Origin of the sequence: Sulfitobacter sp. PS-8MA, assembly GCF_040933935.1 — a bacterium.
GTDB lineage: Bacteria > Pseudomonadota > Alphaproteobacteria > Rhodobacterales > Rhodobacteraceae > Sulfitobacter.
The window spans coordinates 1,280,673-1,301,833 of sequence record NZ_JBFQYJ010000006.1 but is presented as its reverse complement, the minus strand read 5'-3'; the positions used below and the strand labels follow the sequence as shown (position 1 = coordinate 1,301,833).

The following is a 21,161-nucleotide window of genomic DNA, read 5'->3' as shown; positions in this document are numbered from 1 at the left end:
CGCGCCAAAACCTCAGTTCGCCGGGGCGGCGGCGATGGCGTCTTGGAAGCTGCTCACGATCTCGGTGCCGACTTTTTCGGCCCAAGTGTCAAAGGCAGGTTTGGTGGCCTCGCGGAAGGCGGCAAGCTCTTCTTCGGAAGGCTCGTAGATTTCCATGCCTTTGTCCTGCAAGAAAGCGACCCCGTCGGCGGTGCCTTTGCGGGTGATCTCGCGCTGGTATTCCATCGCCTCGGTCGCGGCGGCGCGCATCTGCTCTTGCTCTTCGGCCTCCAGACCCTCCCAGACTTTGGTGGAGACACCGAGGAAGATCGGATCGTAGGAATAATGCCAGGTGGTCAGGTATTTTTGCACTTCAAACACCTGCTGGGGGATGATCACCGCGCCGATCGGGTTTTCCTGACCGTCAACAACACCCTGTTGCAGCGCGGTCATGGTCTCGCCCCATTGCATCTGTTGGGGGTTGGCGCCAAGGGCGTTCATCACGTCGATATACATCGGCCCGGCGACGCGCATGTTCAGCCCCTTCATGTCCTCGGGGGATTTGATCGGGCGCACGTTGTTCGTGACTTCGCGGAAACCGTTCTCGCCCCAGGCCAGGACTTCGATGCCTTTCTCACGCAGGATATCTTCGAGCACTTTGGCGGGCTCGCCCTGGGTCGTCGCGTCGACCTGTGCATAGCCGCCATAGAGATAGGGCAGCGAGAAGACGGCCATTTCCGGCACCAATGGGGTCACGTTGATCGCCGAGGTGACCACCAGATCGAGCGCGCCGCGGCCCACCATCTCGGCCTGTTTCATCTGGTCGCCGCCGGAAAGCTGGGCATTCGGAAAGACCCGCACGTCATAGGCGCCATCGGTTTTCTCGGCCAAAAGCGCGCCAAATTTCTCGGCCCCCTGGTGCCATGTCGTGCTGTCACCGGTGTTATGCGACAGGCGCAGCGTCTCGGCAGTGGCCGCGCCGGACAGCATGGTGGTGGCGAGCATGGTGGCCAAGGCGGCCTTTGCGATCATCTTCATAGTGGTCTCTCCCTCATTGCGCCACAATGTGGAACAGAAGAATTCCCTTTGAGCAAGATATTTCTTGCATTGCTCGGCAGAATGCGCAGGTCTTTGGGCCATGACCTGTCGATCGAAGTGAATGGTGGTCCATATTGTGAAAGATCCAGGGGGCGCGGCCCCGGCCAGTGGAAGTCAAGCGGTGGACCGCGCCTTGGCGCTGTTGCAGATCACCGGGCGCAGCGCGGCGCGCGGCGTGGCCCTGTCCGAGCTGATCGCGGCATCGGGGCTGGGCAAACCCACGGTGCGGCGGCTGATGTTGGCGCTGATCCGGCGCGGGCTGGTGGAGCAGGACAGCGTGACGCGGCTCTACCATCTGGGGGAGGAAAGCTATCTGCTCGGCACGCTGGCCACCCCGCGCCACGGGCTGCTGGAGATCGCAGCGGATGCGGCGGTGCGTTTGGCGCGGGAAAGCGGCGACACCGCCTTTGTCAACATGCGGCGCGGCGCGGCTGCGATCTGCCTGCACCGGGAGGATGGGGATTACCCCATTCGCACCCATGCGCTGGAAACCGGGGACCAGCACCCTTTGGGGATCGGCGCCGGCTCCTTGGCGATGCTAAGCGCGCTGCCCGATGCAGAGGTCGAGATGGTCCTGGCCGACAACGCCGACAGAATGGCGGCGGATTACCCGGCCTATGACACGGCTCTGCTGCGCAGCGATGTGGCGGCGACACGGGCGCGGGGGTATGCGCTGAACCCCGGTCGGATCGTGCCGGGCAGCTGGGGCGTGGGCGTGGTCCTGCGCCGCCCCGACGGCTCGGTCGCCGGCGCCATGTCCATCGCCGCGATCGAAAGCCGGATGCAGCCGCCGCGCGATGCAGAATTGGCGGATCTGCTCAAGCGCGAGGCGCAGGAAATTGAAACGCGGTTGGCGCGGCGCATGCCGCAGACGACCAAACAGGAGGATGAAAGATGACAGACCCCTATCTCGTTGGCTGGGCCCATAGCGCCTTTGGCCGGTCCGAAGCCCCGGACACTGAAGCGCTGATGGCCGAGGTGACCGGCCCGGCGCTGGACCATGCGGGCGTGGCGGCAGAGGATGTCGACGGCATTTTCGTCGGCGTCTTCAACAACGGTTTTTCGGATCAGGATTTTCAAGGTGCGCTGGTCGGGATGGGCAATGACGCTTTGTCGCGGGTGCCGGCCACCCGCTATGAAAACGCCTGTGCCACCGGCTCTGCCGCGCTGCATGGGGCGATGGATTTCATCGCCAGTGGCCGCGGCAAGATCGCCCTTGTGGTGGGGGCCGAGAAGATGACCGCCACGCCGAGTGTCGAGGTGGGGGACATTCTGCTCGGCGCCTCTTACCGGCGCGAAGAGGCGGATGTGCGCGGCGGTTTTGCCGGGCTCTTTGGCCAGATCGCCGGGACTTACTTTCAGCGCTACGGGGATCAGTCCGAGGCGCTGGCGATGATCGCCGCCAAGAACCACCACAACGGGATGCAGAACCCCTACGCCCATATGCAGCGGGATTTCGACGTGTCCTTTTGCAATGCCGTGTCGGAGAAGAACCCCCTTGTCGCGGGGCCCCTGCGGCGGACGGATTGCTCGCTGGTCTCGGATGGGGCGGCGGCGATGGTGCTGGCCGCGCCGGAGGTGGCGGCAGAGTTGCAGCGCGCGATCCGCTTCCGCGCCCGCAGCCATACGAATGAGCCGCTGGCCCTGTCGCGCCGCGACATCACGCGCTTTGACGGTGCGCGCCGGGCCTGGGCGCAGGCCTTTGCCGCCAGTGGCGTGACGCTGGATGATCTGAGCCTTGTCGAAACCCATGACTGTTTCACCGTCGCGGAACTGCTGGAGTATGAGGCCATGGGTCTGACCGAACCGGGGCAGGGCGGCCGCGCCATTCGCGAAGGCTGGACCGCCAAGGACGGGCGCTTGCCGGTGAACCCCTCGGGCGGGCTCAAGTCCAAGGGCCACCCCATCGGGGCCACCGGCGTGTCGATGCATGTGATGGCAGCGATGCAATTGATGGGTGAGGCGGGCGGCATGCAGATCCCAGACGCGGAACTGGCGGGCGTGTTCAACATGGGCGGGGCGGCGGTGGCCTCCTATGCCTCCATCCTTGAACGGGTGGCATGATGCAGCCGATTTCGACCCGCGTGATGAACCTGTCGCAGTTCCTGACGGATTCGGCACGGCGCTATGGAAGCGATATCGGCCTTGTCTGGGGCGAGGCGACTTGGACATGGGCCGAGCTTGAGGCACGCGCCACCGCCTTTGCCGCCGCGCTGCGCGACCGCTATGGCATGCAAAAGGGCGACCGGCTGCTGGTGCAATCGGCCAATTGCAACCAGATGTTCGAGGCGGCTTTCGCCTGTTGGAAGCTTGGCTGCGTCTGGGTGCCGGCCAACTTTCGCCAAACGCCCGAGGAAGTCGCTTGGCTCGCCGCCTCTTCCGGGGCCAAGGGGCTTCTGGCCGGGGCCGAGTTCGCCGACCATATCGCCGCCTGTGATGCGGTTGCCTTTACCGTGACCATCGGCGGCGCGGGGGCGGCGGATTACGACACGCTGGTCGCGGCCCATGCCGAGGCGACCGTCACCCCCGCCCCGGTGGAGCGCGACGATCCGGCGTGGTTCTTCTTTACCTCCGGCACCACGGGCAAGCCAAAGGCCGCCGTGCTGACCCATGGGCAATTGGCCTTTGTCGTGACCAACCACCTTTGCGATCTGATGCCCGGTACCGGCCCCGAAGATGCCTCTATCGTCGTGGCGCCGCTGTCCCATGGGGCGGGGGTTCACCAATTGGCGCAGGTCGCGCATGGGGTGAAAACCATCCTCCCCGGCGGGGCAAAGTTCGACCCCGCTGAGGTCTGGCGGCTGGTCGAGGCATGGCAGGTCACCAATGCCTTTACCGTGCCGACCATCGTGAAGCTGCTCATCGAACATCCTTCTGTACGAGAGCATGACCATTCCAGCCTGCGCTATGTGATCTATGCCGGCGCGCCGATGTACCGCGCCGATCAAATCCGCGCGCTTGAGACATTGGGCCCGGTGCTGGTGCAATATTTCGGTCTGGGCGAAGTGACCGGCAATATCACCGTGCTGCCGCCCGCGCATCACTCTGCCGATGATACGCAGATGCGCATCGGCACCTGCGGGATCGCCCGGACGGGGATGCAGGTGCAGGTGCAAGATGCTGCGGGCCAAGAGGTCGCGCCGGGCGAGACGGGTGAGGTGGCGGTGATCGGCCCGGCGGTCTTTGCCGGCTATCACGACAACCCCGAAGCCAATGCCAAAGCCTTTCGTGATGGCTGGTTCCTGACGGGTGATCTGGGCCATATGGACGCCGAAGGTTTCCTGTATCTGACCGACCGGGCGTCGGACATGTATATCTCGGGCGGCTCCAACATCTACCCGCGCGAGATTGAAGAGAAGATTCTGCAACATCCGGCAATCAGCGAATGCGCCGTTCTGGGCGTGGCTGATGCGACATGGGGCGAGGTCGGTGTCGCTGTCTGTGTGGCGCGTGACGATGCGCCCGAAGCCGCCGATCTTCTTGCATGGCTGGACGCGAAAGTGCCGCGGTATAAAATGCCGAAGACCGTGGTGTTCTGGGATGAGATGCCAAAGTCGGGCTATGGCAAGATCACCAAGAAGCTGATCCGCGCCGAGCTTCTGGCGCGGGGGGATCTCGCCCGTGCCTGAGACCAAGACGGTGCAGCACCCCGGCCCGGTCGCGGCGGCGCGGGTCAGAACCGTTCCTTGCCGCGCGAGCCATCGCCGGGTGACGCTGACGGCGGGATCGACGCTTTTGCAGGCGATGACGGCGGCCGCAGGCGGCGCGGGGGCTTGGTTTGACCTCAAGGATGTGCCCACAGCGTCGCTCACTTTCGTGCGGCCCGCGCCGGCCTCCGACGACTGCCATGTGGCCTGGTACAGCGCCGAGACGGTCTTGCCCGAAGCCGTGATCCTCCAGGCCGGGGCGCATCTTGGGCGCCGGGAGGGGGCGGCATTTGCCCATGTCCACGGTCTTTGGGCGGCGTCGGACGGCCGCCGATATGCCGGGCATCTCTTGCCCGAGGCCACCGTCTTATCCGCCGATTGCGAAGTCGATGTATGGCTGCTCGAAGGCGCGGTGATGCAGAGTGAACCGGATCGTGAGACGGAGTTTACCCTGTTTCAGCCGACCCAGACCGCCGCCGTGGACCGCCCGAACGCAGCGCTCGCCACCATTCGGCCCAATGAGATTTTGGAAGACGGTCTCGCGAAATGTGCCGTGGCTGCGGGGCTGTCGGGGGAGAGTGTCAAAGGCTTGGGCAGCCTGATCGGCGTAAGATTGACCGATGAGGCAGGGTTGGACGATATCGCCACAGAGGTCTTGCTGACCGAACCGCTTGGGCAAACTGCCATCGCGGTCGGGTTCGACGGGCGCGTGCTCGGCGGCCGTCTGGCCCCGACATCGAACCGGGTCTGCGTGACTTTCGAGGTACTGATGCTCTCGGAGACGGCACCCACATCTGATTGACGGCATGGCCGTGGCGCGGAAAAGCGCGGCGTCAGCCGGCCGCGCCCCCTTGTTATTGCCGTCTCGGACGGGCAAATCAGCCCAAAGCGCCGTTGCTCGCCACCGGATGCACCATTCTTGATCTAAGGAAAATGCCATGACCCCGGGCGCACGCGTATCGGCCGCAATCGAAGTTCTGGATGCCATCGCAGAGGGGCTGGCCGCGGAACAGGCGCTCACCCGATGGGCGCGGCAAAGCCGGTTTGCCGGATCAAAGGACCGTGCCGCGGTGCGCGACCATGTCTTTGACGTGATGCGCCAGCGGCGGACGGCGGCCCATTTTGGTCAGGGCGAAGACGGCCGCGCCTTGATGATCGGCTTGTTGCACGCACAGGGCGCTGACCTGGACAGTCTCTTTACGGGCGAAGGCCATGCGCCGGCGCCCTTGACGGCTGAAGAACAAAGCTTCCCGCCGGCACCAGAGGACCGCGCCGTCCGGCTGAACCTGCCGGACTGGCTGTTGCCTCATTTCGACGCCGCCTTGGGCGAAGGGGCCGAGGCCACCGCGCGCGCGTTGCAGTCGCGCGCCCCGATCTGTTTGCGGGTGAACTCCGCGAAGATTGATGTGGCAAAGGCGCAAGTGATGCTTGCCGAAAGCGGTGTCGAGACGCTGCCGAACAGCCTTGCCGATACCGCGCTCACGGTGACGGAAGGCGCCCGCCGGGTGCGAAACGCCCCGGCCTTTACAGAGGGCTATGTCGAGCTTCAGGACGCGGCCAGCCAGGCGGTCGTGGCGGCGCTGCCGGGGGGCGGGCAGGTGCTGGACTATTGTGCGGGCGGCGGGGGCAAGGCCTTGGCGCTGGCGATGGACCCCGCTCGCCGGATCACCGCCCATGACATCGACCCGCGCCGGATGAGCGATCTGCCCCCCCGCGCCGCCCGCGCGGGGGCCGAGATCACACTTGCCGATACCGCCAGAGCAAAGGCGCAGGCCCCCTATGACCTCGTGCTCTGCGACGCGCCCTGTTCCGGCTCCGGCGCCTGGCGGCGCGCGGCAGAGGGGAAATGGACCCTGACCCAGACGCGTTTGGATGAATTAACCCGGATACAGGACCATATCCTTGACGATGCAGCCGCGCTGGTTGGGCCAAAAGGTGTGCTGGCCTATGCCACCTGTTCCTTGCTACGTGTGGAAAATGAGGACCGGGTCGAGGCGTTCCTTGCCCGCCACCCCGGTTGGCGGGTGGTGGAAATGCAGCGCTTTGACGTGACCGCTGAAGGAGACGGCTTCTTTGCAGCACAGTTGACGCGCGACTGATTTCCGCCATACTCAACTAAAACGTGCAAAGCCGAACAGGGTCAAATGTAGAGCAGGGTTAAAGGCTGCTTAACCCTTATTGCGCGTAATGGTCAGACGATTCGCGGTTATCGGGGGACTTACGTGCAGCAAGGTGTCCAGCATTCCACGACCACGCCGCCCCCGGCTTTGCCAAAGGGGCCGCGGCTGCACGCTGTCTTGTTGCTCGCCGTAATGGCGGGCGGACTGGCGCTGGTCGTGCCGCATCAGACGGCAGCTTTGGCGCTCGGAGCCTCTGCCGCGACCTTGCTGGTTACCGCGTTCGCTGCGATCGGCCTGCGACGGCGAGCGGGAAAGCGGGAAAAACTGGTCTCCGCCGGTGTCGCTGACTTTATCGCCAAGGACAGCACGCCCAGTTTCATTACGACGGGTGATGGCGAGATTATCCGCCAGAACCAAGCGGCCTCCGCGGTCTTTGACAGGTCAGAAAACGCCACGCTGGCCGCCGCACTCAAGGATCGTTTCGCCAATCCGGTGGGCATTCTATACAGGCTTCAATCCCGTGCCACCGCCAGCGGCAGCGCCAGGGAAGAGGTCATTACCCGCAACGGCACTGTGCGGCTCTCGGTGCATGAGTTGTCAACCGACTGTTTTATCTGGAGAATTGAGCTGGTGACGGCCCGTGAAGCGCCGCGTGCGGCGCAGGAGGGGGTGAGCCTGCCGATGCTGATGGCGGGCCGCAGCGGCGCGATCCTCTACATGAACGACGCGGCGCGCGGCCTTGCAGGCGGGCGGGTCAAATCGCTGGATCGGCTGTTCACCGCCATGCCGGTCATCCCCGGCAGCCTCGCGGAAATCACCAGTGCCGAGGGGAATATGCAGGTCTTGGTGGCCGAAGTCTCTGCCGGAGCGGGGCGCCGCGCGCTGTACCTTCTGCCCCCGCCCGAAGGAGCGATGCCCGCCGGGGAACAGGGATGGGAAACGCTGCAAGACCTCCCGGTTCCCCTCATCAAGGTCGGGCCAGACGGCACGGTGCAGACGTTTAACCGTATGGCCGCAAAGCTCATTGGCGTATCGCTGCGGCATGACACGCAGCTCTCTCAGCTTATGGAAGGGCTGGGCCGCTCGATCAGCGATTGGCTGGATGACACTTTGGCGGGGCGGCTGGCGCAGAAGTCCGAATTTCTGCGGCTCACCCGCACGGATCGGGAAGTCTTCGTACAGGTCACCCTAAACCGCGTGACCGAAGAGGGGCAGCCCGCGCTGATTGCAGTCCTGCAAGACGCGACCGAGTTGAAATCACTCGAAGCGCAATTCGTACAAAGCCAGAAAATGCAGGCGATTGGCCAATTGGCCGGGGGCGTGGCGCATGATTTCAACAATCTGCTCACCGCCATCTCAGGTCATTGCGACCTGCTTTTGCTGCGCCACGACCAGGGCGATCCGGACTATAGCGATCTGGTGCAGATAAACCAAAACGCCAACCGCGCCGCCGCTTTGGTGGGGCAATTGCTCGCCTTCTCCCGGAAACAGACGCTGCGGCCGGAAACCCTTGATATGCGTGACACATTGGCAGACCTGACCCATCTGCTGAACCGTCTCGTGGGGGAGAAGGTCACGCTGACACTCAGCCACGACCCGGTGCTCGCGCCGATCCGTGCCGACAAGCGCCAGCTCGAACAGGTGTTGATGAACCTCGTTGTCAACGCGCGCGACGCGATGCCGGCGGGCGGCGAGATCCGTATCGTGACCGAGGTTTGCGAGCTGGAAAAACCGCTGGAACGCGACCGGGTGAGCGTACCGGCCGGCCAATATGTCACGGTACAGGTAAATGACGATGGCACCGGAATTGCACCTGATAAACTGCAAAAGGTGTTTGAGCCCTTTTTCACCACCAAACGCACCGGTGAAGGCACCGGTTTGGGCCTCTCGACCGCCTATGGGATCGTTAAGCAAACTGGCGGCTTCATCTTTGTGGACAGCGTGCCGGGGCAGGGCACCTCTTTCACCCTCTACTTCCCGGTGCTCGAAGTGCAACCCGCACCGAGCCCGCGTGCCTCCGTTTCCAAAGCGCAGAACGGCCCGGCAGAACGGGCCGATGGCGTGATCCTCTTGGTCGAAGACGAAGCGCCCGTGCGCGCCTTTGCCAGCCGCGCGCTGCGGTTGCGGGGATATACCGTGCTCGAAGCCGAATCCGCCGAAGCCGCGCTAAAGACCTTGGAGGATGAAAGCCTCGACATAGATGTTTTTGTCACCGATGTGGTGATGCCGGGCATGGATGGCCCCAGTTGGGTACGCGAGGCCCTGAAAGATCGCCCCGGCGTACGCGTGGTTTTCGTATCCGGCTATGCGGAAGACAACTTTGGCGAAGCGCAGGCAAAAATCCCGAACTCCGTCTTTCTGCCAAAGCCTTTCTCGCTCACCGACCTGACCGATACGGTCCACAACCAACTGCATTAGTAAGCATGGGCTTGAGATAACGCCGGTCAGGCGATGGAGTCGTAAAGTTCAAACTCTGCCGCAAACTTGCGCCGGAAACGTTTTTCCACATTCGGCGACAGACAAAGCGCCATCTGCGGCGAGACATTCTCTTGGCTCAGCGCCAAGGACACGCCAAGTCGCTCTTCCAAAAAACTCTGCAACCGTGGCTGATCCTCATAGCGGAAATAATGGGTGATCCCGGTCCCATTCGGTTGGGTCTCCATGAATTTCAGCTGACTGCCGACATCCGCGAACCCCGGCTTGTCACCTTTCATATAGGCCAAGACAAACTCATCAAAGCTGACGTCGAATGTGTTGTTCGGCTTGCCCTCCATGAAGGGGCGGCGGCGATAACGATACCAGCTGCCCAGCCAGGAAATCGGCTCGCGCATCACCGCCATCAACTCCAGCTCCACGTCGCAAACCTTTGAAAACATTGGACGGATGAAGCGGTTATAGCGATATACTGGCGCGTGCTTCAGCATCGGCGGCTCGGAAATGATCATATCCGCATGGGGCGCGAGCGCTTTTTCATAGGCTGTCGTACCCGTTTTGGGGACTGACAGAAACGCCAGCCGTTGCTTGTAAAAAACGATCACCTGCGGCCAGCCCTTAGAATAAATTGCCTTTGTCTTTCATGGGTAAACTATTTCTTTACCAAGGGGGAGGGAAGATGGTCTGCAAACAAATCGATTGAAATGTTCTCGCTTTTCCCTCATATGGAACATTAGAGGAACATAAGCGGCGTAACGCACAAGGGAAAGCACGGGCGATTGCCGCCGGGGCGCCACTGTGACACTAAGGGATAAACCTAATGGCAACGGCAGATCTTTTGACAATGGACAGCAAGAAAACCGCAGAAAAGCAAAAGGCGCTCGACAGCGCGCTGGCCCAGATCGAACGTCAGTTCGGCAAAGGGTCAATTATGAAACTGGGTGCCGAAGGGGCGATCCAGGATATCAGGGCAAGCTCGACCGGCTCGCTGGGCCTTGATATCGCGCTTGGCATCGGCGGTTTGCCGATGGGGCGGATCATCGAGATTTATGGCCCTGAATCCTCCGGTAAGACGACTTTGACGCTGCATTGTGTGGCGGAACAGCAAAAGGCGGGCGGCGTGTGCGCCTTTGTCGATGCGGAACATGCGCTTGACCCGCAATATGCCAAAAAACTGGGCGTGGACATTGATGAGTTGCTGATCTCCCAGCCTGACACCGGCGAGCAAGCGCTTGAGATTACGGATACTCTCGTGCGCTCCGGTGCCGTGAACATGGTCATTGTCGACTCCGTGGCCGCGCTGACCCCAAAATCCGAACTCGAAGGTGAGATGGGCGACAGCAACGTCGGCGTGCAAGCGCGTCTGATGAGCCAAGCCATGCGCAAACTGACCGGGTCGATCAGCCGTTCGAATTGTATGGTGATTTTCATCAACCAGATCCGGATGAAGATCGGCGTCATGTTCGGCTCGCCGGAAACCACCACCGGCGGCAATGCGCTGAAATTCTACTCTTCGGTGCGTCTCGACATTCGTCGCATCGGCGCGCTGAAGGACCGCGATGAGGTGGTCGGCAATGCCACAAAGGTCAAGATCGTCAAAAACAAGGTCGCACCGCCTTTCAAACAGGTCGAGTTCGACATCATGTATGGCGAAGGCATCTCCAAAATGGGCGAACTGCTCGATCTTGGGGTGAAAGCCGGCGTGGTGGATAAATCCGGCTCGTGGTTCAGCTACGGCGATGAGCGGATCGGGCAGGGGCGTGAGAACGCCAAGAACTTCCTGAAGGAAAACACCGCCATGGCCTCTGAGATTGAAGACAAGATCCGGGCGGCGCATGGCTTGGATTTCGAAGGCACTGGCGGAGATGATGCGGATATTCTCGAAGCCTGATCGCGGGGGTTAACGCGGTTTGGCAAAAGGGGCGTGGCCATCGGCTGCGTCCCTTTTTCCTGCGCGGCGGCGGTGGACAGCGCCGGGGCTGAGAGGTATTTGGGACCGACCCAATCTGCCCCGGAAGGCCTCGCCCATGAAGACGCTGAACGATATTCGCTCCACTTTTCTCAATTATTTCGATGCGCAGGGGCATCAGGTCGTGCCTTCCAGCCCGCTGGTGCCGCGCAATGACCCGACGCTGATGTTCACCGCCGCGGGTATGGTTCAGTTCAAGAACCTCTTTACCGGTGTCGAGACACGCGATTACAGCCGCGCGGCCTCTGCGCAGAAATGTGTGCGGGCGGGCGGCAAGCATAATGACCTCGACAATGTGGGCTATACCGCGCGGCACCACACGTTTTTCGAGATGTTGGGCAACTTCAGTTTTGGCGACTATTTCAAGGCCGAGGCGATCCCCTTTGCCTGGGATCTGCTGACGAAGGAATTCGGCATCGACCCCGACCGGCTTTTGGTCACCGTGTACCACACCGATGAAGAAGCGGTTAACATCTGGAAGGCCCATACCGGCCTGCCTGATGAGCGGATCATCCGCATTGCCACGGATGATAACTTCTGGTCTGCGGGTCCGACCGGGCCCTGCGGCCCTTGTACCGAGATTTTCTACGACCACGGCGATCACATCTGGGGTGGCCCTCCGGGCAGCCCGGAGGAAGATGGCGACCGTTTCGTCGAGATCTGGAACCTCGTTTTCATGCAATATGAGCAGTTTGCCGATGGCACGCGCCAGCCTCTGCCGAACCAGTCGATTGACACCGGCATGGGAATCGAGCGCGTTGCGGCCCTGTTGCAAGGTACGAATGACAATTACGCCACCGACCTGATGCGCAGCCTGATCGAGGCCAGCGCCCATGCCTCTTCGACCGATCCCGACGGGCCGGGCAAGACCCATCACAGGGTGATCGCGGACCATCTGCGCTCGACGTCGTTCTTGATTGCCGATGGGGTGATGCCCTCGAACGAGGGCCGCGGCTATGTGCTGCGCCGCATCATGCGGCGCGCCATGCGCCATGCGCATCTGCTCGGCGTTAAGGACCCGTTAATGCATCAGCTGGTACCCTCGCTGGTGCAGCAGATGGGCGCGGCCTATCCCGAGCTTGGTCAGGCGCAATCGCTGATCCGGGAAACCCTGCTGCTGGAGGAAACCCGTTTCCGCCAGACGCTTGATCGCGGCCTGAAACTGCTCGACGAGGAATTGAGCGGCCTGCCGGAAGGGGCGACCCTGCCGGGCGAAGCGGCGTTCAAGCTTTATGACACCTATGGCTTCCCGCTGGACCTTACGCAGGATGCGCTGCGCGAGAAGGGCCGGGCGGTCGATACCGAAGGGTTCGACACCGCGATGGAAGCGCAGAAGGCCAAGGCCCGCGCGGCCTGGGCCGGCTCAGGCGAAGCGGCGGATGCGACCGTCTGGTTCAATGTGGCGGACGAGCACGGCGTCACGGAGTTCCTTGGCTATGACACTGAAACCGCCGAAGGGCAGATCGTGGCCTTGGTGCAGGGCGGCGATCTGGTCGAGGTCGCGGGCATCAGCAGCGATGTGCAGGTGGCGCTGAACCAAACGCCATTCTACGCCGAAAGCGGCGGGCAGGTGGGCGACACGGGCGTGATCCGCACGGCGACGGGGCGCGTCAACGTGACGGACACGCGCAAGTCCGCGGGCGTCTTTGTGCATTTCGGCCATGTGGTCGAGGGCGAGATCAAACCCGGTCAAACGGCTGTTTTGGAAGTGGATTCCGCCCGGCGCACGGCGATCCGGGCCAATCACTCCGCGACCCATTTGCTGCATGAGGCGCTGCGCAATGCGCTTGGCGAACATGTCTCTCAGCGCGGCTCGCTCAACGCGCATGACCGTCTGCGCTTCGACTTCTCTCATGCCAAGGGGCTGACGCAGGAGGAGCTCAGCCAGGTTGAGCGCGAGGTCAACGACTATATCCGCCAGAACAGCCCGGTCGAGACCCGGATCATGACGCCGGACGACGCCCGCGGCATGGGCGCGCAGGCGCTTTTCGGTGAGAAATACGGCGACGAGGTGCGGGTCGTGTCGATGGGCCAGCTCGAAGGCTCGGGCAAGGGCAGCGATAAATCGACCTATTCGCTGGAGCTTTGCGGCGGCACCCATGTGCGGCAAACCGGGGATATCGGCGCCTTCGTTCTGCTCGGTGACAGCGCCAGCAGTGCCGGCGTGCGGCGGATCGAAGCCTTGACCGGAACCGAGGCGTTGAACTGGCTGCGCGAACAGGAAGCGGCGCTGAGCCGGGTCGCGGCAGAGCTCAAGACCTCGACCAGCGATGTGCCGGAGCGGGTGTGCGCCTTGCTTGAGGAGCGCCGGAACCTGGCCAACGAAGTCGCCCAGTTGCGCCGCGAATTGGCGATGGCCGGGGGCGGCGCCGCGGCGCCAGAAGCGCGTGCGGTGAATGGCGTCAACTTCGTGGGCCAAGTGCTCAACGGCGTGACGGGCAAAGACCTGCCGGCGCTGGTGGATCAGCATAAGGCCAAGCTCGGCTCGGGCGCGGTGCTGTTGATCGCCGACACCGGGGGCAAGGCGGCGGTCGCCGGCGGCGTTACCAAGGATTTGACAGAGCGTCTATCGGCGGTTGACATGGTGAAAGCGGCGGTGGCCGAACTGGGCGGCAAGGGCGGCGGTGGTCGGCCTGACATGGCGCAGGGTGGCGGTGCTTCGGCAGAGAATGCCCAGGCGGCGATTGCCGCGGCGGAAAACATTTTGAAAGGATAAGGCCCATGGGCGCACTTTGGATTGCACATGTCACCGTCACCGACGAAGAGGCCTATAAGAAATACGCCGCCGGGGCGACCGAGGCGATTGCCGCTCATGGCGGCAAGTTCATCGCCCGCGGCGGGCGGTTTGTGCAGCTTGAGGGCAAGGAGCGCCCGCGCAATGTGGTGGCCCGTTTTCCAGATGTTGAAACGGCGGAAAAATGTTACCACTCAGACGCTTACCAAGCGGCCTTAAACCATGCGCGCGGGGCGTCGGAACGGGAATTGATGATCGTCGAAACCGATGAGTGAACCCAGCAGCCCCGCCTGAGCGAAAGACGGGGCGCTTTGCTTTTGCCAGCGGGAACCTTCCCGCGACGCTAAGGTTGAGCCATATGAACCTCGACCGCATATCCGCCTTTGCCCGCTGGTGCCGCCGCCATGTGGAAGTGACGACGCTCGCCTTGATGGGGCTATCGATCATCGCAGTCTGGACTTTGGCGGAACTGACCGAAGAGGTCGTCGCGGGCAGCACCAGCAGCCTTGACCGTGACATTCTGCTTTTCCTGCGCACGCCGGGCGATCTTTCGGACCCGATCGGCCCATGGTGGGTCGAGGAGATCGGCCGGGATCTGACGGCCTTGGGCGGGGTCGCGGTGTTGGTGCTGACCACGGTGGTGGTCTCGCTCTTTTTCCTGCTGCAACGGCGCTGGTCCACCGCGCTTTATATTCTTGCGACCGTTGGCGGGGGCATTGTGCTGAGCAGCATTGCCAAGGAGTTCTTTGACCGTCCGCGCCCGGACCTCGTTCCGCATGGGTCGCTGGTGCATACGGCGAGCTTTCCCTCGGGGCATTCGATGATGGCGGCGGTAGCCTATCTCACGCTTGGCGCCCTGGTGGCGCGGGCGCAGAACCGCTGGGCGCTCAAGGTCTATACGCTGGCCGTGGCCGTGTTGCTGACGCTTCTTGTGGGGGTCAGCCGGGTCTATATGGGCGTGCATTGGCCGACCGATGTGGCGGCGGGCTGGTTGGCCGGGGGCGCTTGGGCGGTGCTTTGTCTGGTGGCGGCCCGCAGCCTGGCCAAACGCGGGCATATTGACCAAGAGCCAAGCGATACCTGAGAGCAGGGCCCCGTGTCAGACATGAAAACGGCAGCGCATCCTTTGGACGCGCTGCCGTTTTTGTCGTTAGCGCGGTTGTTTAGCCCGCTTTGGCCATGCGCTTGCGCTCATGCGGATCAAGGAAACGCTTGCGCAGACGGATCGCGTTGGGGGTCACTTCGACCAGCTCATCATCGTCGATATAGGCAATCGCTTCTTCAAGGCTCAGCGTCATCGGCGTGGTCAGCCGCACTGCTTCGTCGGTGCCGGAGGCGCGAACGTTGGTGAGCTTCTTGCCCTTCAGCGGGTTCACTTCGAGGTCGTTCTCGCGGGAATGCTCGCCGATGATCATGCCTGTATAGACGTCAGCCTGCGCACCGATCATCATCTTGCCACGCTCTTCGAGGTTCCACAGGGCGAATGCCACCGAACTGCCGTTTTCCATGGAGATCAGAACGCCCGCGCGGCGGCCCGGAATCGGCCCTTTGTGCGGCGCCCAGGAATGGAAGACCCGGTTGATAACGCCGGTGCCGCGGGTGTCGGTCAGGAATTCGCCGTGATAGCCGATCAGCCCGCGCGACGGCACATGGGCGATGATCCGGGTCTTGCCGGCACCGGCGGGTTTCATCTCGACCAGCTCGCCCTTGCGGGTGCCGGTGATTTTCTCGATCACCGCGCCGGAGTATTCGTCGTCCACGTCAATGGTGGCCTCTTCGATGGGCTCGTGGCGCACGCCGTCGATATCCTGAAACAGCACCTGCGGGCGGGAGATCGATAGTTCGAACCCTTCGCGGCGCATGTTTTCGATCAGAACGCCCATCTGCAATTCGCCACGGCCAGCGACTTCAAAGGCCTCACCGCCCGGCGTGTCGGAGATTTTGATCGCGACGTTGGATTCGGCTTCTTTCATCAAACGTTCACGGATCACGCGGGACTGCACTTTCTTACCGTCCCGGCCCGCCAGCGGGCTGTCGTTGATGCCAAAGGTCACGGTGATGGTGGGCGGGTCGATCGGCTGGGCCGGGATCGCCTCATTGACGGAAGGATCGGCCAGCGTGTCGGCCACGGTTGCCTTGGTCATGCCCGCGATGGAGACGATGTCACCGGCTTCGGCCAGATCAATGGCGGTCTGCTCCAGCCCGCGGAAGGCGAGGATCTTGGTGCAGCGGAAGTTTTCGATCTGCGTGCCGTCGCGCGACATTGCCTTGACCGTCTGGCCCGCTTTCAGCGTGCCGGTTTCCACACGACCGGTCAGCAGGCGGCCCAAGAACGGGTCACCGCCCAAGGTGGTGGCCAGCATGGTGAACGGCTTATCGGCGTTTTCGATCTGCTTGGGCGCGGGCACATGTTCAAGGATCAGGTCGAACAGAGCGTCAAGACCGTCGCGCTTGCCATCGAGCGTGTGGTCGGCCCAGCCGGAGCGGCCCGAGGCATACATGGCGGGGAAATCAAGCTGTTCTTCGCTGGCATCGAGGCTGGCGAAAAGGTCGAAACATTCATCAAGCGCGCGGTCCGGCTCGCCATCGGGCTTGTCGACCTTGTTGACGACAACGATTGGGCGCAGGCCTAGTTTCAGCGCCTTGGACGTCACGAATTTGGTCTGGGGCATCGGGCCTTCGGCCGCGTCCACCAGAAGGACCACACCGTCGACCATCGACAGGATGCGCTCCACCTCGCCGCCAAAGTCGGCGTGGCCGGGGGTGTCGACGATGTTGATACGGGTATCTTTCCACACAACCGATGTCGGCTTGGCAAAGATGGTGATCCCGCGCTCGCGCTCCAGATCGTTGCTGTCCATGGCACGCTCAGTCGTGGCCTGGTTCTCACGGTAGGTGCCGGATTGCTTTAGAAGCTCGTCTACCAGCGTGGTTTTGCCGTGGTCAACGTGGGCGATAATTGCGATGTTGCGCAGATCCATTAAGTAAGCCTTTGGATTGGGGAGTGGCGCGCAGGCCAAGGGCCGCACGAGAGATTGCGCCGCCAATAACGCGCCGCGGCGTTAATTGCTAGCCCTAATGAAAACTGCGCCCTGTCAGCGCCCGCCATCGGCGCACAACTGCCGGTTTAATGCGGGCTGGTTTTGGAAAACAGATGGATGATCAGGATGCCGCAGATGATAAAGGCGATCCCCAAAAGCGCCGGCGCGTCGAGCCTCTGGCCAAAGAGCAGAAAGCCGATCACCGCGATAAAGACGATGCCGAGCCCGGCCCAAAGCGCATAGACCACCCCCACCGGCATGACCCGGAGCGTCAGCGACATGCAGTAGAAAGAGATCACATAGAAAACCAGCACCGCCACGGAGGGCCAGAGCCGGGTGAACTGCTGTGAGGCCTGAACAGCGGTCGTGCCAAGGGTTTCCGCGATCACTGCGATGAACAGCCACAGGTAATGCATGGGGTGACGCCTTTTTCAGAGGGGCAGTTGCGTGGTTTCCTTGATCTCTTCCATCACAAAACTGGCCGAGACATCCGAGAGCGGCACTTTGCGAATGAGATCCTGATACAATTGATCGTAGCCCGCCATATCCGCAACCCGCGCGCGGATCAAATAGTCCAGATCGCCGGTCATCCGGTAGACGCCAAGGATTTCCGGCATGGCGGCGGTGGCTTTGGAGAATTTTTCGAGCCAGTCGGGGGCATGGGCATTGGTGCGCACTTGGATAAAGACACTGAGGCCGAGGCCCAGTTTGGCGGCGTCCAGCAGGGTGACCCGGCCTTTGATGATGCCCGCCGTCTCCAGCGCGCGGATGCGCCGCCAGCAGGCGTTGCGCGACAGGTTCACCGCCGCACCGAGCGCTTCGAGCGATTGCCCGGCGTCGCGTTGCAGTTCCACCAGAATGCGGCGGTCAATCTCATCAAGCGTTGTCATTCGCGCAATTTGGCGGGAAGATTTCCCAAGAGCAAGTGAAACCGCGCAAGGATTTGAGAAAACGTCACAGGGCGCATGCGATAGGCTGATGCAAAGCAAATCACAGGAGTTCTCTATGATCGCGCGCATCTTTCTCGACCATCCGGCCAAGGTCGATGAGTCGTTTTTTCAGCATATGGGTTTTGCACTGAAGTTTTCCGGCCTGCTCTTTGCTGCGGCGGGGGCGGCGCTGGTGCATGCGCTGATCCCATGTTTGTTCGAGAAGACCGCGAGCGGGATTATCGCCAAGCTTTACGCGCGGACGCACAATCGGGGCCAGTAAGCTACGAGGGCCAACGCCTCCCCGTGGGGACGGGTAGGCGATGGCCCGGCGCCTGCGGCTTGATTCCGGGCTGGGATGGTAATCGAGACCGCAAAAGGGGCCGCATTCAAAGCGGCCCGCGTGGATCGAGTTGTTGAGCTTTAGCCCTGAAGCGCCTTGCTCAGGTTTTCATCAACCTTCTCAAGGAAGCCCATCGTCGTCAGCCAGCCCTGATCCGGGCCGACCAGGAGCGCGAGGTCTTTGGTCATATAACCCGCCTCCACGGTTTCCACGACAACCTTCTCCAAGGTCTCGGCGAAGTTCACCAATGCGCTGTTCTCATCCAGCTTGCCCCGGTGCTTCAGCCCGCCGGTCCAAGCATAGATCGAGGCGATCGAGTTGGTCGAGGTTTCCTCGCCCTTCTGATGTTGCCGGTAGTGGCGCGTCACGGTGCCATGGGCGGCTTCTGCCTCCACGGTCTTGCCATCGGGGGTCATCAGCAGGCTGGTCATCAAGCCCAGCGAGCCAAAGCCCTGCGCCACCGTGTCGGACTGCACATCGCCATCGTAGTTCTTGCAGGCCCAGACATAGCCGCCCGACCATTTCATCGCCGAGGCGACCATGTCGTCGATCAGCCGGTGCTCATACCAGATGTCCTTTTTCTTGAAGGCATCGGCGAACTCGGCGTCATAGACCTCTTGGAAGATGTCTTTGAAGCGCCCATCATAGGCTTTCAGGATGGTGTTCTTGGTCGAAAGATAGACCGGCCAGCCGCGCATCAGCCCGTAGTTGAACGACGCCCGGGCGAAATCGCGGATCGAATCGTCAAGGTTATACATCGCCATGGTGACACCGGCAGAAGGGGCGTCGAACACCTCTTTCTCGATGGTCTCGCCGTCTTCGCCGACAAATTTGATCGTCAGCTTGCCCTTGCCCGGAAAACGGAAATCGGTGGCGCGGTATTGGTCGCCAAAGGCATGGCGCCCCACAACGATGGGCTGGGTCCAGCCGGGCACGAGGCGCGGCACGTTTTTGCAGATGATCGGCTCGCGGAAGATCACGCCGCCCAGGATGTTGCGGATCGTGCCATTGGGGCTGCGGTACATCCGCTTGAGGCCGAACTCTTCGACCCGCGCCTCATCCGGCGTGATGGTCGCGCATTTGACGCCGACGCCATATTTCTTGATCGCTTCGGCCGCATCGACGGTGATCTGGTCATCGGTCTCGTCGCGGGCTTCGATGCCAAGGTCGTAGTATTTCAGGTCCAGATCAAGATAGGGGGTGATCAGCTTTTTCTTGATGAAATCCCAGATGATCCGGGTCATTTCATCGCCGTCAAGTTCGACGATGGGGTTTTCTACCTTAATCTTCGACATGGCGAGGTCCTTTGGCTGAGGCTGCGTTTGGCCGGGCTTTAGCCTATTTCGGGCTAAAGGGGAAGATCGTATACAATGGTATGCCGAAATCTGCCCTCAGGCGGCCCCGGCGAAAAAGGCGCTGATCCGGGCGCGGGCATAGGCCCAGAGGGCCGGGGCGCCGAGGGCGATCTTGCGGCCGACCTTCTCTTCGATCTGCGCCTCTGACACGTTGTAATCGGTCCAGCTGCCACCGCCCGAGGCAAGGTTCTGCATCGGCGGCTGGAACCGGTCGAGCGATTTGGCAAAGCGGGCCGAGGGGCTTTCGGCGGCCTCGAATTCTTCCCAGATGCCGCGCAGCTCATCGCGCAGATCGGCGGGCAGCAGGCCAAAGATCCGGTCGGCGGCCAGCTGTTCCTGTGCTTCCATTGCGGCGGCATCATAGTCGCCAAAGATCGGATTGTCGCCCGCATCGATCTCGACAAGATCATGCAGGATCAACATCTTGATGACGCGGTTGATCTCCACCTCCGGCCCGGCCTGATCGGCCAGCACCAGCGCATAGAGCGTCAGATGCCAGGAATGTTCGGCGGAGTTCTCGGCCCGGCTGGCGTCGCAAAGCGTGGTGCCGCGCAGCACGGACTTGAGCTTATCGGCCTCATTGAGAAAGGCGATCTGCTGGTCGAGCCGCGCGGTCATGCGCCGCCCTTGGCGCGGTGCTCTCTGACTTTGGCAGCCAGAAAGGCCCGGGCCTTGTCATTGGCCATACGGGTGCGGATCGCGGTCAAAAAGGCTTCTTCAAGGGTCTGCGACGAGGCGCCGAGCACCTCGCCAACCTGCACAAACAGCCGGTCGTCCCCGGTCTCGGCCTGAACGGCGAGACAGTCTTCGGCCAGTTTATTGGCCAGTTCGGTGACGACCTGATCCGCCATTAGCGGGTGGATTCCGTCAGGCGCCGCTTCACATAGTCCGTGGTGGAGGAAATCAGCGTGTCCATATGCGGCTCTTCAAAGAAGTGGCCCGCGCCCTCGACTTCCTTATGGGTGATGGTGATGCCCTTTTGCTCATGCAGCTTGCCGACCAGATTGGTGGTATCGGCAGGGGGCGCCACACGGTCCGCGGTGCCGTTGATCACCAGACCGGAAGCCGGGCAGGGCGCGAGGAAGGAGAAGTCATACATATTCGCCGGCGGCGAGACCGAGATGAAGCCGGTGATCTCGGGCCGGCGCATCAGCAATTGCATGCCGATCCAGGCGCCAAAGGAGAAACCCGCAACCCAGCAATGTTTGGAGTTGTTGTTCATCGATTGCAGGTAATCGAGCGCGGAGGCCGCATCGGAGAGCTCGCCGATGCCCTGATCATACTCGCCCTGGCTACGGCCCACGCCGCGGAAGTTAAAGCGCAACACGGTGAAACCCATGTTGTAGAAGGCATAATGCAGGTTATAGACGACCTTGTGATTCATCGTCCCGCCGAACTGCGGGTGCGGATGCAGCACGATGGCAATCGGCGCGTCGCGTTCTTTTTGAGGGTGGTAGCGGCCTTCAAGGCGGCCTTCTGGTCCGGGAAAAATAACCTCGGGCATGGGTGTCCC

General features: G+C 62.2%; 20 protein-coding genes. 11 read left to right on the top strand and 9 right to left on the bottom strand.

The features are described from left to right. Nucleotides 1-12: 12 nt before the first annotated feature. Nucleotides 13-1,017: a DctP family TRAP transporter solute-binding subunit gene (locus AB4M76_RS10330; protein ID WP_368441758.1), complete on the bottom strand. Its 1,005-nt coding sequence runs from the start codon at nucleotides 1,015-1,017 to the stop codon at nucleotides 13-15. A 121-nt stretch (nucleotides 1,018-1,138) separates the two neighbouring features. Between AB4M76_RS10330 and AB4M76_RS10325 the strand changes: the two genes are divergently transcribed. From AB4M76_RS10325 to AB4M76_RS10300, 6 genes are all read left to right on the top strand, one after another. After that, the gene (locus AB4M76_RS10325; protein ID WP_368441757.1) at nucleotides 1,139-1,975 is read left to right on the top strand and encodes an IclR family transcriptional regulator; all 837 of its coding nucleotides are present in this window, start codon (nucleotides 1,139-1,141) and stop codon (nucleotides 1,973-1,975) included. Continuing rightward, complete coding sequence (locus AB4M76_RS10320) at nucleotides 1,972-3,141, top strand: acetyl-CoA acetyltransferase (RefSeq protein ID WP_368441756.1); 1,170 nt, start codon at nucleotides 1,972-1,974, stop codon at nucleotides 3,139-3,141. Before AB4M76_RS10325 ends, AB4M76_RS10320 begins: the two co-directional genes overlap by 4 nt. Beyond that, a complete protein-coding gene (locus AB4M76_RS10315) occupies nucleotides 3,138-4,706 on the top strand; it encodes an acyl-CoA synthetase (RefSeq protein ID WP_368441754.1) in 1,569 nt (522 codons plus the stop codon). Before AB4M76_RS10320 ends, AB4M76_RS10315 begins: the two co-directional genes overlap by 4 nt. Beyond that, nucleotides 4,699-5,526, top strand: coding sequence for a hypothetical protein (locus AB4M76_RS10310; protein ID WP_368441753.1), 828 nt, complete (start codon nucleotides 4,699-4,701; stop codon nucleotides 5,524-5,526). Before AB4M76_RS10315 ends, AB4M76_RS10310 begins: the two co-directional genes overlap by 8 nt. Before the next feature lie 136 nt (nucleotides 5,527-5,662). After that, nucleotides 5,663-6,823 carry an RsmB/NOP family class I SAM-dependent RNA methyltransferase gene (locus AB4M76_RS10305; protein WP_368441752.1) on the top strand — a complete coding sequence of 387 codons (1,161 nt, stop codon included), beginning with the start codon at nucleotides 5,663-5,665 and terminating at the stop codon, nucleotides 6,821-6,823. 213 nt (nucleotides 6,824-7,036) lie between these two features. Next, nucleotides 7,037-9,262 carry an ATP-binding protein gene (locus AB4M76_RS10300; RefSeq protein ID WP_368442420.1) on the top strand — a complete coding sequence of 742 codons (2,226 nt, stop codon included), beginning with the start codon at nucleotides 7,037-7,039 and terminating at the stop codon, nucleotides 9,260-9,262. Nucleotides 9,263-9,288: 26 nt separating this feature from the next. On the opposite strand, the gene AB4M76_RS10295 is transcribed toward AB4M76_RS10300, so the two are convergent. Next, on the bottom strand, nucleotides 9,289-9,882 hold the full coding sequence (locus tag AB4M76_RS10295; protein ID WP_368441751.1) for a gamma-glutamyl kinase: 594 nt from the start codon (nucleotides 9,880-9,882) through the stop codon (nucleotides 9,289-9,291). Between the two features lie 215 nt (nucleotides 9,883-10,097). Here AB4M76_RS10295 and recA point away from each other — a divergent pair, with 215 nt between their 5' ends. The 4 genes from recA (at nucleotide 10,098) to AB4M76_RS10275 (ending at nucleotide 15,064) form a co-directional block, all read left to right on the top strand. Beyond that, nucleotides 10,098-11,168 carry a recombinase RecA gene (gene recA / locus AB4M76_RS10290; RefSeq protein ID WP_368441750.1) on the top strand — a complete coding sequence of 357 codons (1,071 nt, stop codon included), beginning with the start codon at nucleotides 10,098-10,100 and terminating at the stop codon, nucleotides 11,166-11,168. Between the two features lie 136 nt (nucleotides 11,169-11,304). After that, nucleotides 11,305-13,962 (top strand): alanine--tRNA ligase, encoded by a 2,658-nt coding sequence (gene alaS, locus AB4M76_RS10285; RefSeq protein ID WP_368441749.1) that lies wholly within the window; start codon nucleotides 11,305-11,307, stop codon nucleotides 13,960-13,962. Nucleotides 13,963-13,967: 5 nt separating this feature from the next. Next, the gene (locus AB4M76_RS10280; RefSeq protein WP_368441748.1) at nucleotides 13,968-14,255 is read left to right on the top strand and encodes a DUF1330 domain-containing protein; all 288 of its coding nucleotides are present in this window, start codon (nucleotides 13,968-13,970) and stop codon (nucleotides 14,253-14,255) included. 83 nt (nucleotides 14,256-14,338) lie between these two features. Next, nucleotides 14,339-15,064 carry a phosphatase PAP2 family protein gene (locus AB4M76_RS10275; protein ID WP_368441747.1) on the top strand — a complete coding sequence of 242 codons (726 nt, stop codon included), beginning with the start codon at nucleotides 14,339-14,341 and terminating at the stop codon, nucleotides 15,062-15,064. A 79-nt stretch (nucleotides 15,065-15,143) separates the two neighbouring features. On the opposite strand, the gene typA is transcribed toward AB4M76_RS10275, so the two are convergent. From typA to AB4M76_RS10260, 3 genes are all read right to left on the bottom strand, one after another. Then, the gene (typA, locus tag AB4M76_RS10270) at nucleotides 15,144-16,961 is read right to left on the bottom strand and encodes a translational GTPase TypA (RefSeq protein ID WP_368441746.1); all 1,818 of its coding nucleotides are present in this window, start codon (nucleotides 16,959-16,961) and stop codon (nucleotides 15,144-15,146) included. 146 nt (nucleotides 16,962-17,107) lie between these two features. Continuing rightward, nucleotides 17,108-17,437 (bottom strand): multidrug efflux SMR transporter, encoded by a 330-nt coding sequence (locus AB4M76_RS10265; protein WP_368441745.1) that lies wholly within the window; start codon nucleotides 17,435-17,437, stop codon nucleotides 17,108-17,110. A gap of 15 nt (nucleotides 17,438-17,452) precedes the next feature. Next, nucleotides 17,453-17,911, bottom strand: a complete 459-nt coding sequence (locus tag AB4M76_RS10260; RefSeq protein ID WP_368441744.1) for an Lrp/AsnC family transcriptional regulator — start codon at nucleotides 17,909-17,911, stop codon at nucleotides 17,453-17,455. 115 nt (nucleotides 17,912-18,026) lie between these two features. Between AB4M76_RS10260 and AB4M76_RS10255 the strand changes: the two genes are divergently transcribed. Continuing rightward, complete coding sequence (locus tag AB4M76_RS10255) at nucleotides 18,027-18,233, top strand: DUF6356 family protein (RefSeq protein WP_368441743.1); 207 nt, start codon at nucleotides 18,027-18,029, stop codon at nucleotides 18,231-18,233. A gap of 140 nt (nucleotides 18,234-18,373) precedes the next feature. On the opposite strand, the gene AB4M76_RS10250 is transcribed toward AB4M76_RS10255, so the two are convergent. The 4 genes from AB4M76_RS10250 to AB4M76_RS10235 form a co-directional block, all read right to left on the bottom strand. Further along, nucleotides 18,374-19,588, bottom strand: coding sequence for an NADP-dependent isocitrate dehydrogenase (locus tag AB4M76_RS10250; protein WP_368441742.1), 1,215 nt, complete (start codon nucleotides 19,586-19,588; stop codon nucleotides 18,374-18,376). Between the two features lie 96 nt (nucleotides 19,589-19,684). Next, on the bottom strand, nucleotides 19,685-20,266 hold the full coding sequence (locus AB4M76_RS10245) for an HD family hydrolase (protein WP_368441740.1): 582 nt from the start codon (nucleotides 20,264-20,266) through the stop codon (nucleotides 19,685-19,687). Continuing rightward, nucleotides 20,263-20,499: a hypothetical protein gene (locus AB4M76_RS10240; protein ID WP_368441739.1), complete on the bottom strand. Its 237-nt coding sequence runs from the start codon at nucleotides 20,497-20,499 to the stop codon at nucleotides 20,263-20,265. Before AB4M76_RS10240 ends, AB4M76_RS10245 begins: the two co-directional genes overlap by 4 nt. Continuing rightward, on the bottom strand, nucleotides 20,499-21,152 hold the full coding sequence (locus AB4M76_RS10235) for an alpha/beta hydrolase (protein WP_368441737.1): 654 nt from the start codon (nucleotides 21,150-21,152) through the stop codon (nucleotides 20,499-20,501). Before AB4M76_RS10235 ends, AB4M76_RS10240 begins: the two co-directional genes overlap by 1 nt. Nucleotides 21,153-21,161 lie beyond the last annotated feature (9 nt).

Coding starts and splice junctions, on each gene's coding strand:
- AB4M76_RS10330 (WP_368441758.1), bottom strand. CDS start 1,017: ATGAAGATGATCGCAAAGGCCGCCTTGGCCACCATGCTCGCCACCACC.
- AB4M76_RS10325 (WP_368441757.1), top strand. CDS start 1,139: ATGGTGGTCCATATTGTGAAAGATCCAGGGGGCGCGGCCCCGGCCAGT.
- AB4M76_RS10320 (WP_368441756.1), top strand. CDS start 1,972: ATGACAGACCCCTATCTCGTTGGCTGGGCCCATAGCGCCTTTGGCCGG.
- AB4M76_RS10315 (WP_368441754.1), top strand. CDS start 3,138: ATGATGCAGCCGATTTCGACCCGCGTGATGAACCTGTCGCAGTTCCTG.
- AB4M76_RS10305 (WP_368441752.1), top strand. CDS start 5,663: ATGACCCCGGGCGCACGCGTATCGGCCGCAATCGAAGTTCTGGATGCC.
- AB4M76_RS10300 (WP_368442420.1), top strand. CDS start 7,037: ATGGCGGGCGGACTGGCGCTGGTCGTGCCGCATCAGACGGCAGCTTTG.
- recA (WP_368441750.1), top strand. CDS start 10,098: ATGGCAACGGCAGATCTTTTGACAATGGACAGCAAGAAAACCGCAGAA.
- alaS (WP_368441749.1), top strand. CDS start 11,305: ATGAAGACGCTGAACGATATTCGCTCCACTTTTCTCAATTATTTCGAT.
- AB4M76_RS10280 (WP_368441748.1), top strand. CDS start 13,968: ATGGGCGCACTTTGGATTGCACATGTCACCGTCACCGACGAAGAGGCC.
- AB4M76_RS10275 (WP_368441747.1), top strand. CDS start 14,339: ATGAACCTCGACCGCATATCCGCCTTTGCCCGCTGGTGCCGCCGCCAT.
- typA (WP_368441746.1), bottom strand. CDS start 16,961: ATGGATCTGCGCAACATCGCAATTATCGCCCACGTTGACCACGGCAAA.
- AB4M76_RS10265 (WP_368441745.1), bottom strand. CDS start 17,437: ATGCATTACCTGTGGCTGTTCATCGCAGTGATCGCGGAAACCCTTGGC.
- AB4M76_RS10260 (WP_368441744.1), bottom strand. CDS start 17,911: ATGACAACGCTTGATGAGATTGACCGCCGCATTCTGGTGGAACTGCAA.
- AB4M76_RS10255 (WP_368441743.1), top strand. CDS start 18,027: ATGATCGCGCGCATCTTTCTCGACCATCCGGCCAAGGTCGATGAGTCG.
- AB4M76_RS10250 (WP_368441742.1), bottom strand. CDS start 19,588: ATGTCGAAGATTAAGGTAGAAAACCCCATCGTCGAACTTGACGGCGAT.
- AB4M76_RS10245 (WP_368441740.1), bottom strand. CDS start 20,266: ATGACCGCGCGGCTCGACCAGCAGATCGCCTTTCTCAATGAGGCCGAT.
- AB4M76_RS10240 (WP_368441739.1), bottom strand. CDS start 20,499: ATGGCGGATCAGGTCGTCACCGAACTGGCCAATAAACTGGCCGAAGAC.
- AB4M76_RS10235 (WP_368441737.1), bottom strand. CDS start 21,152: ATGCCCGAGGTTATTTTTCCCGGACCAGAAGGCCGCCTTGAAGGCCGC.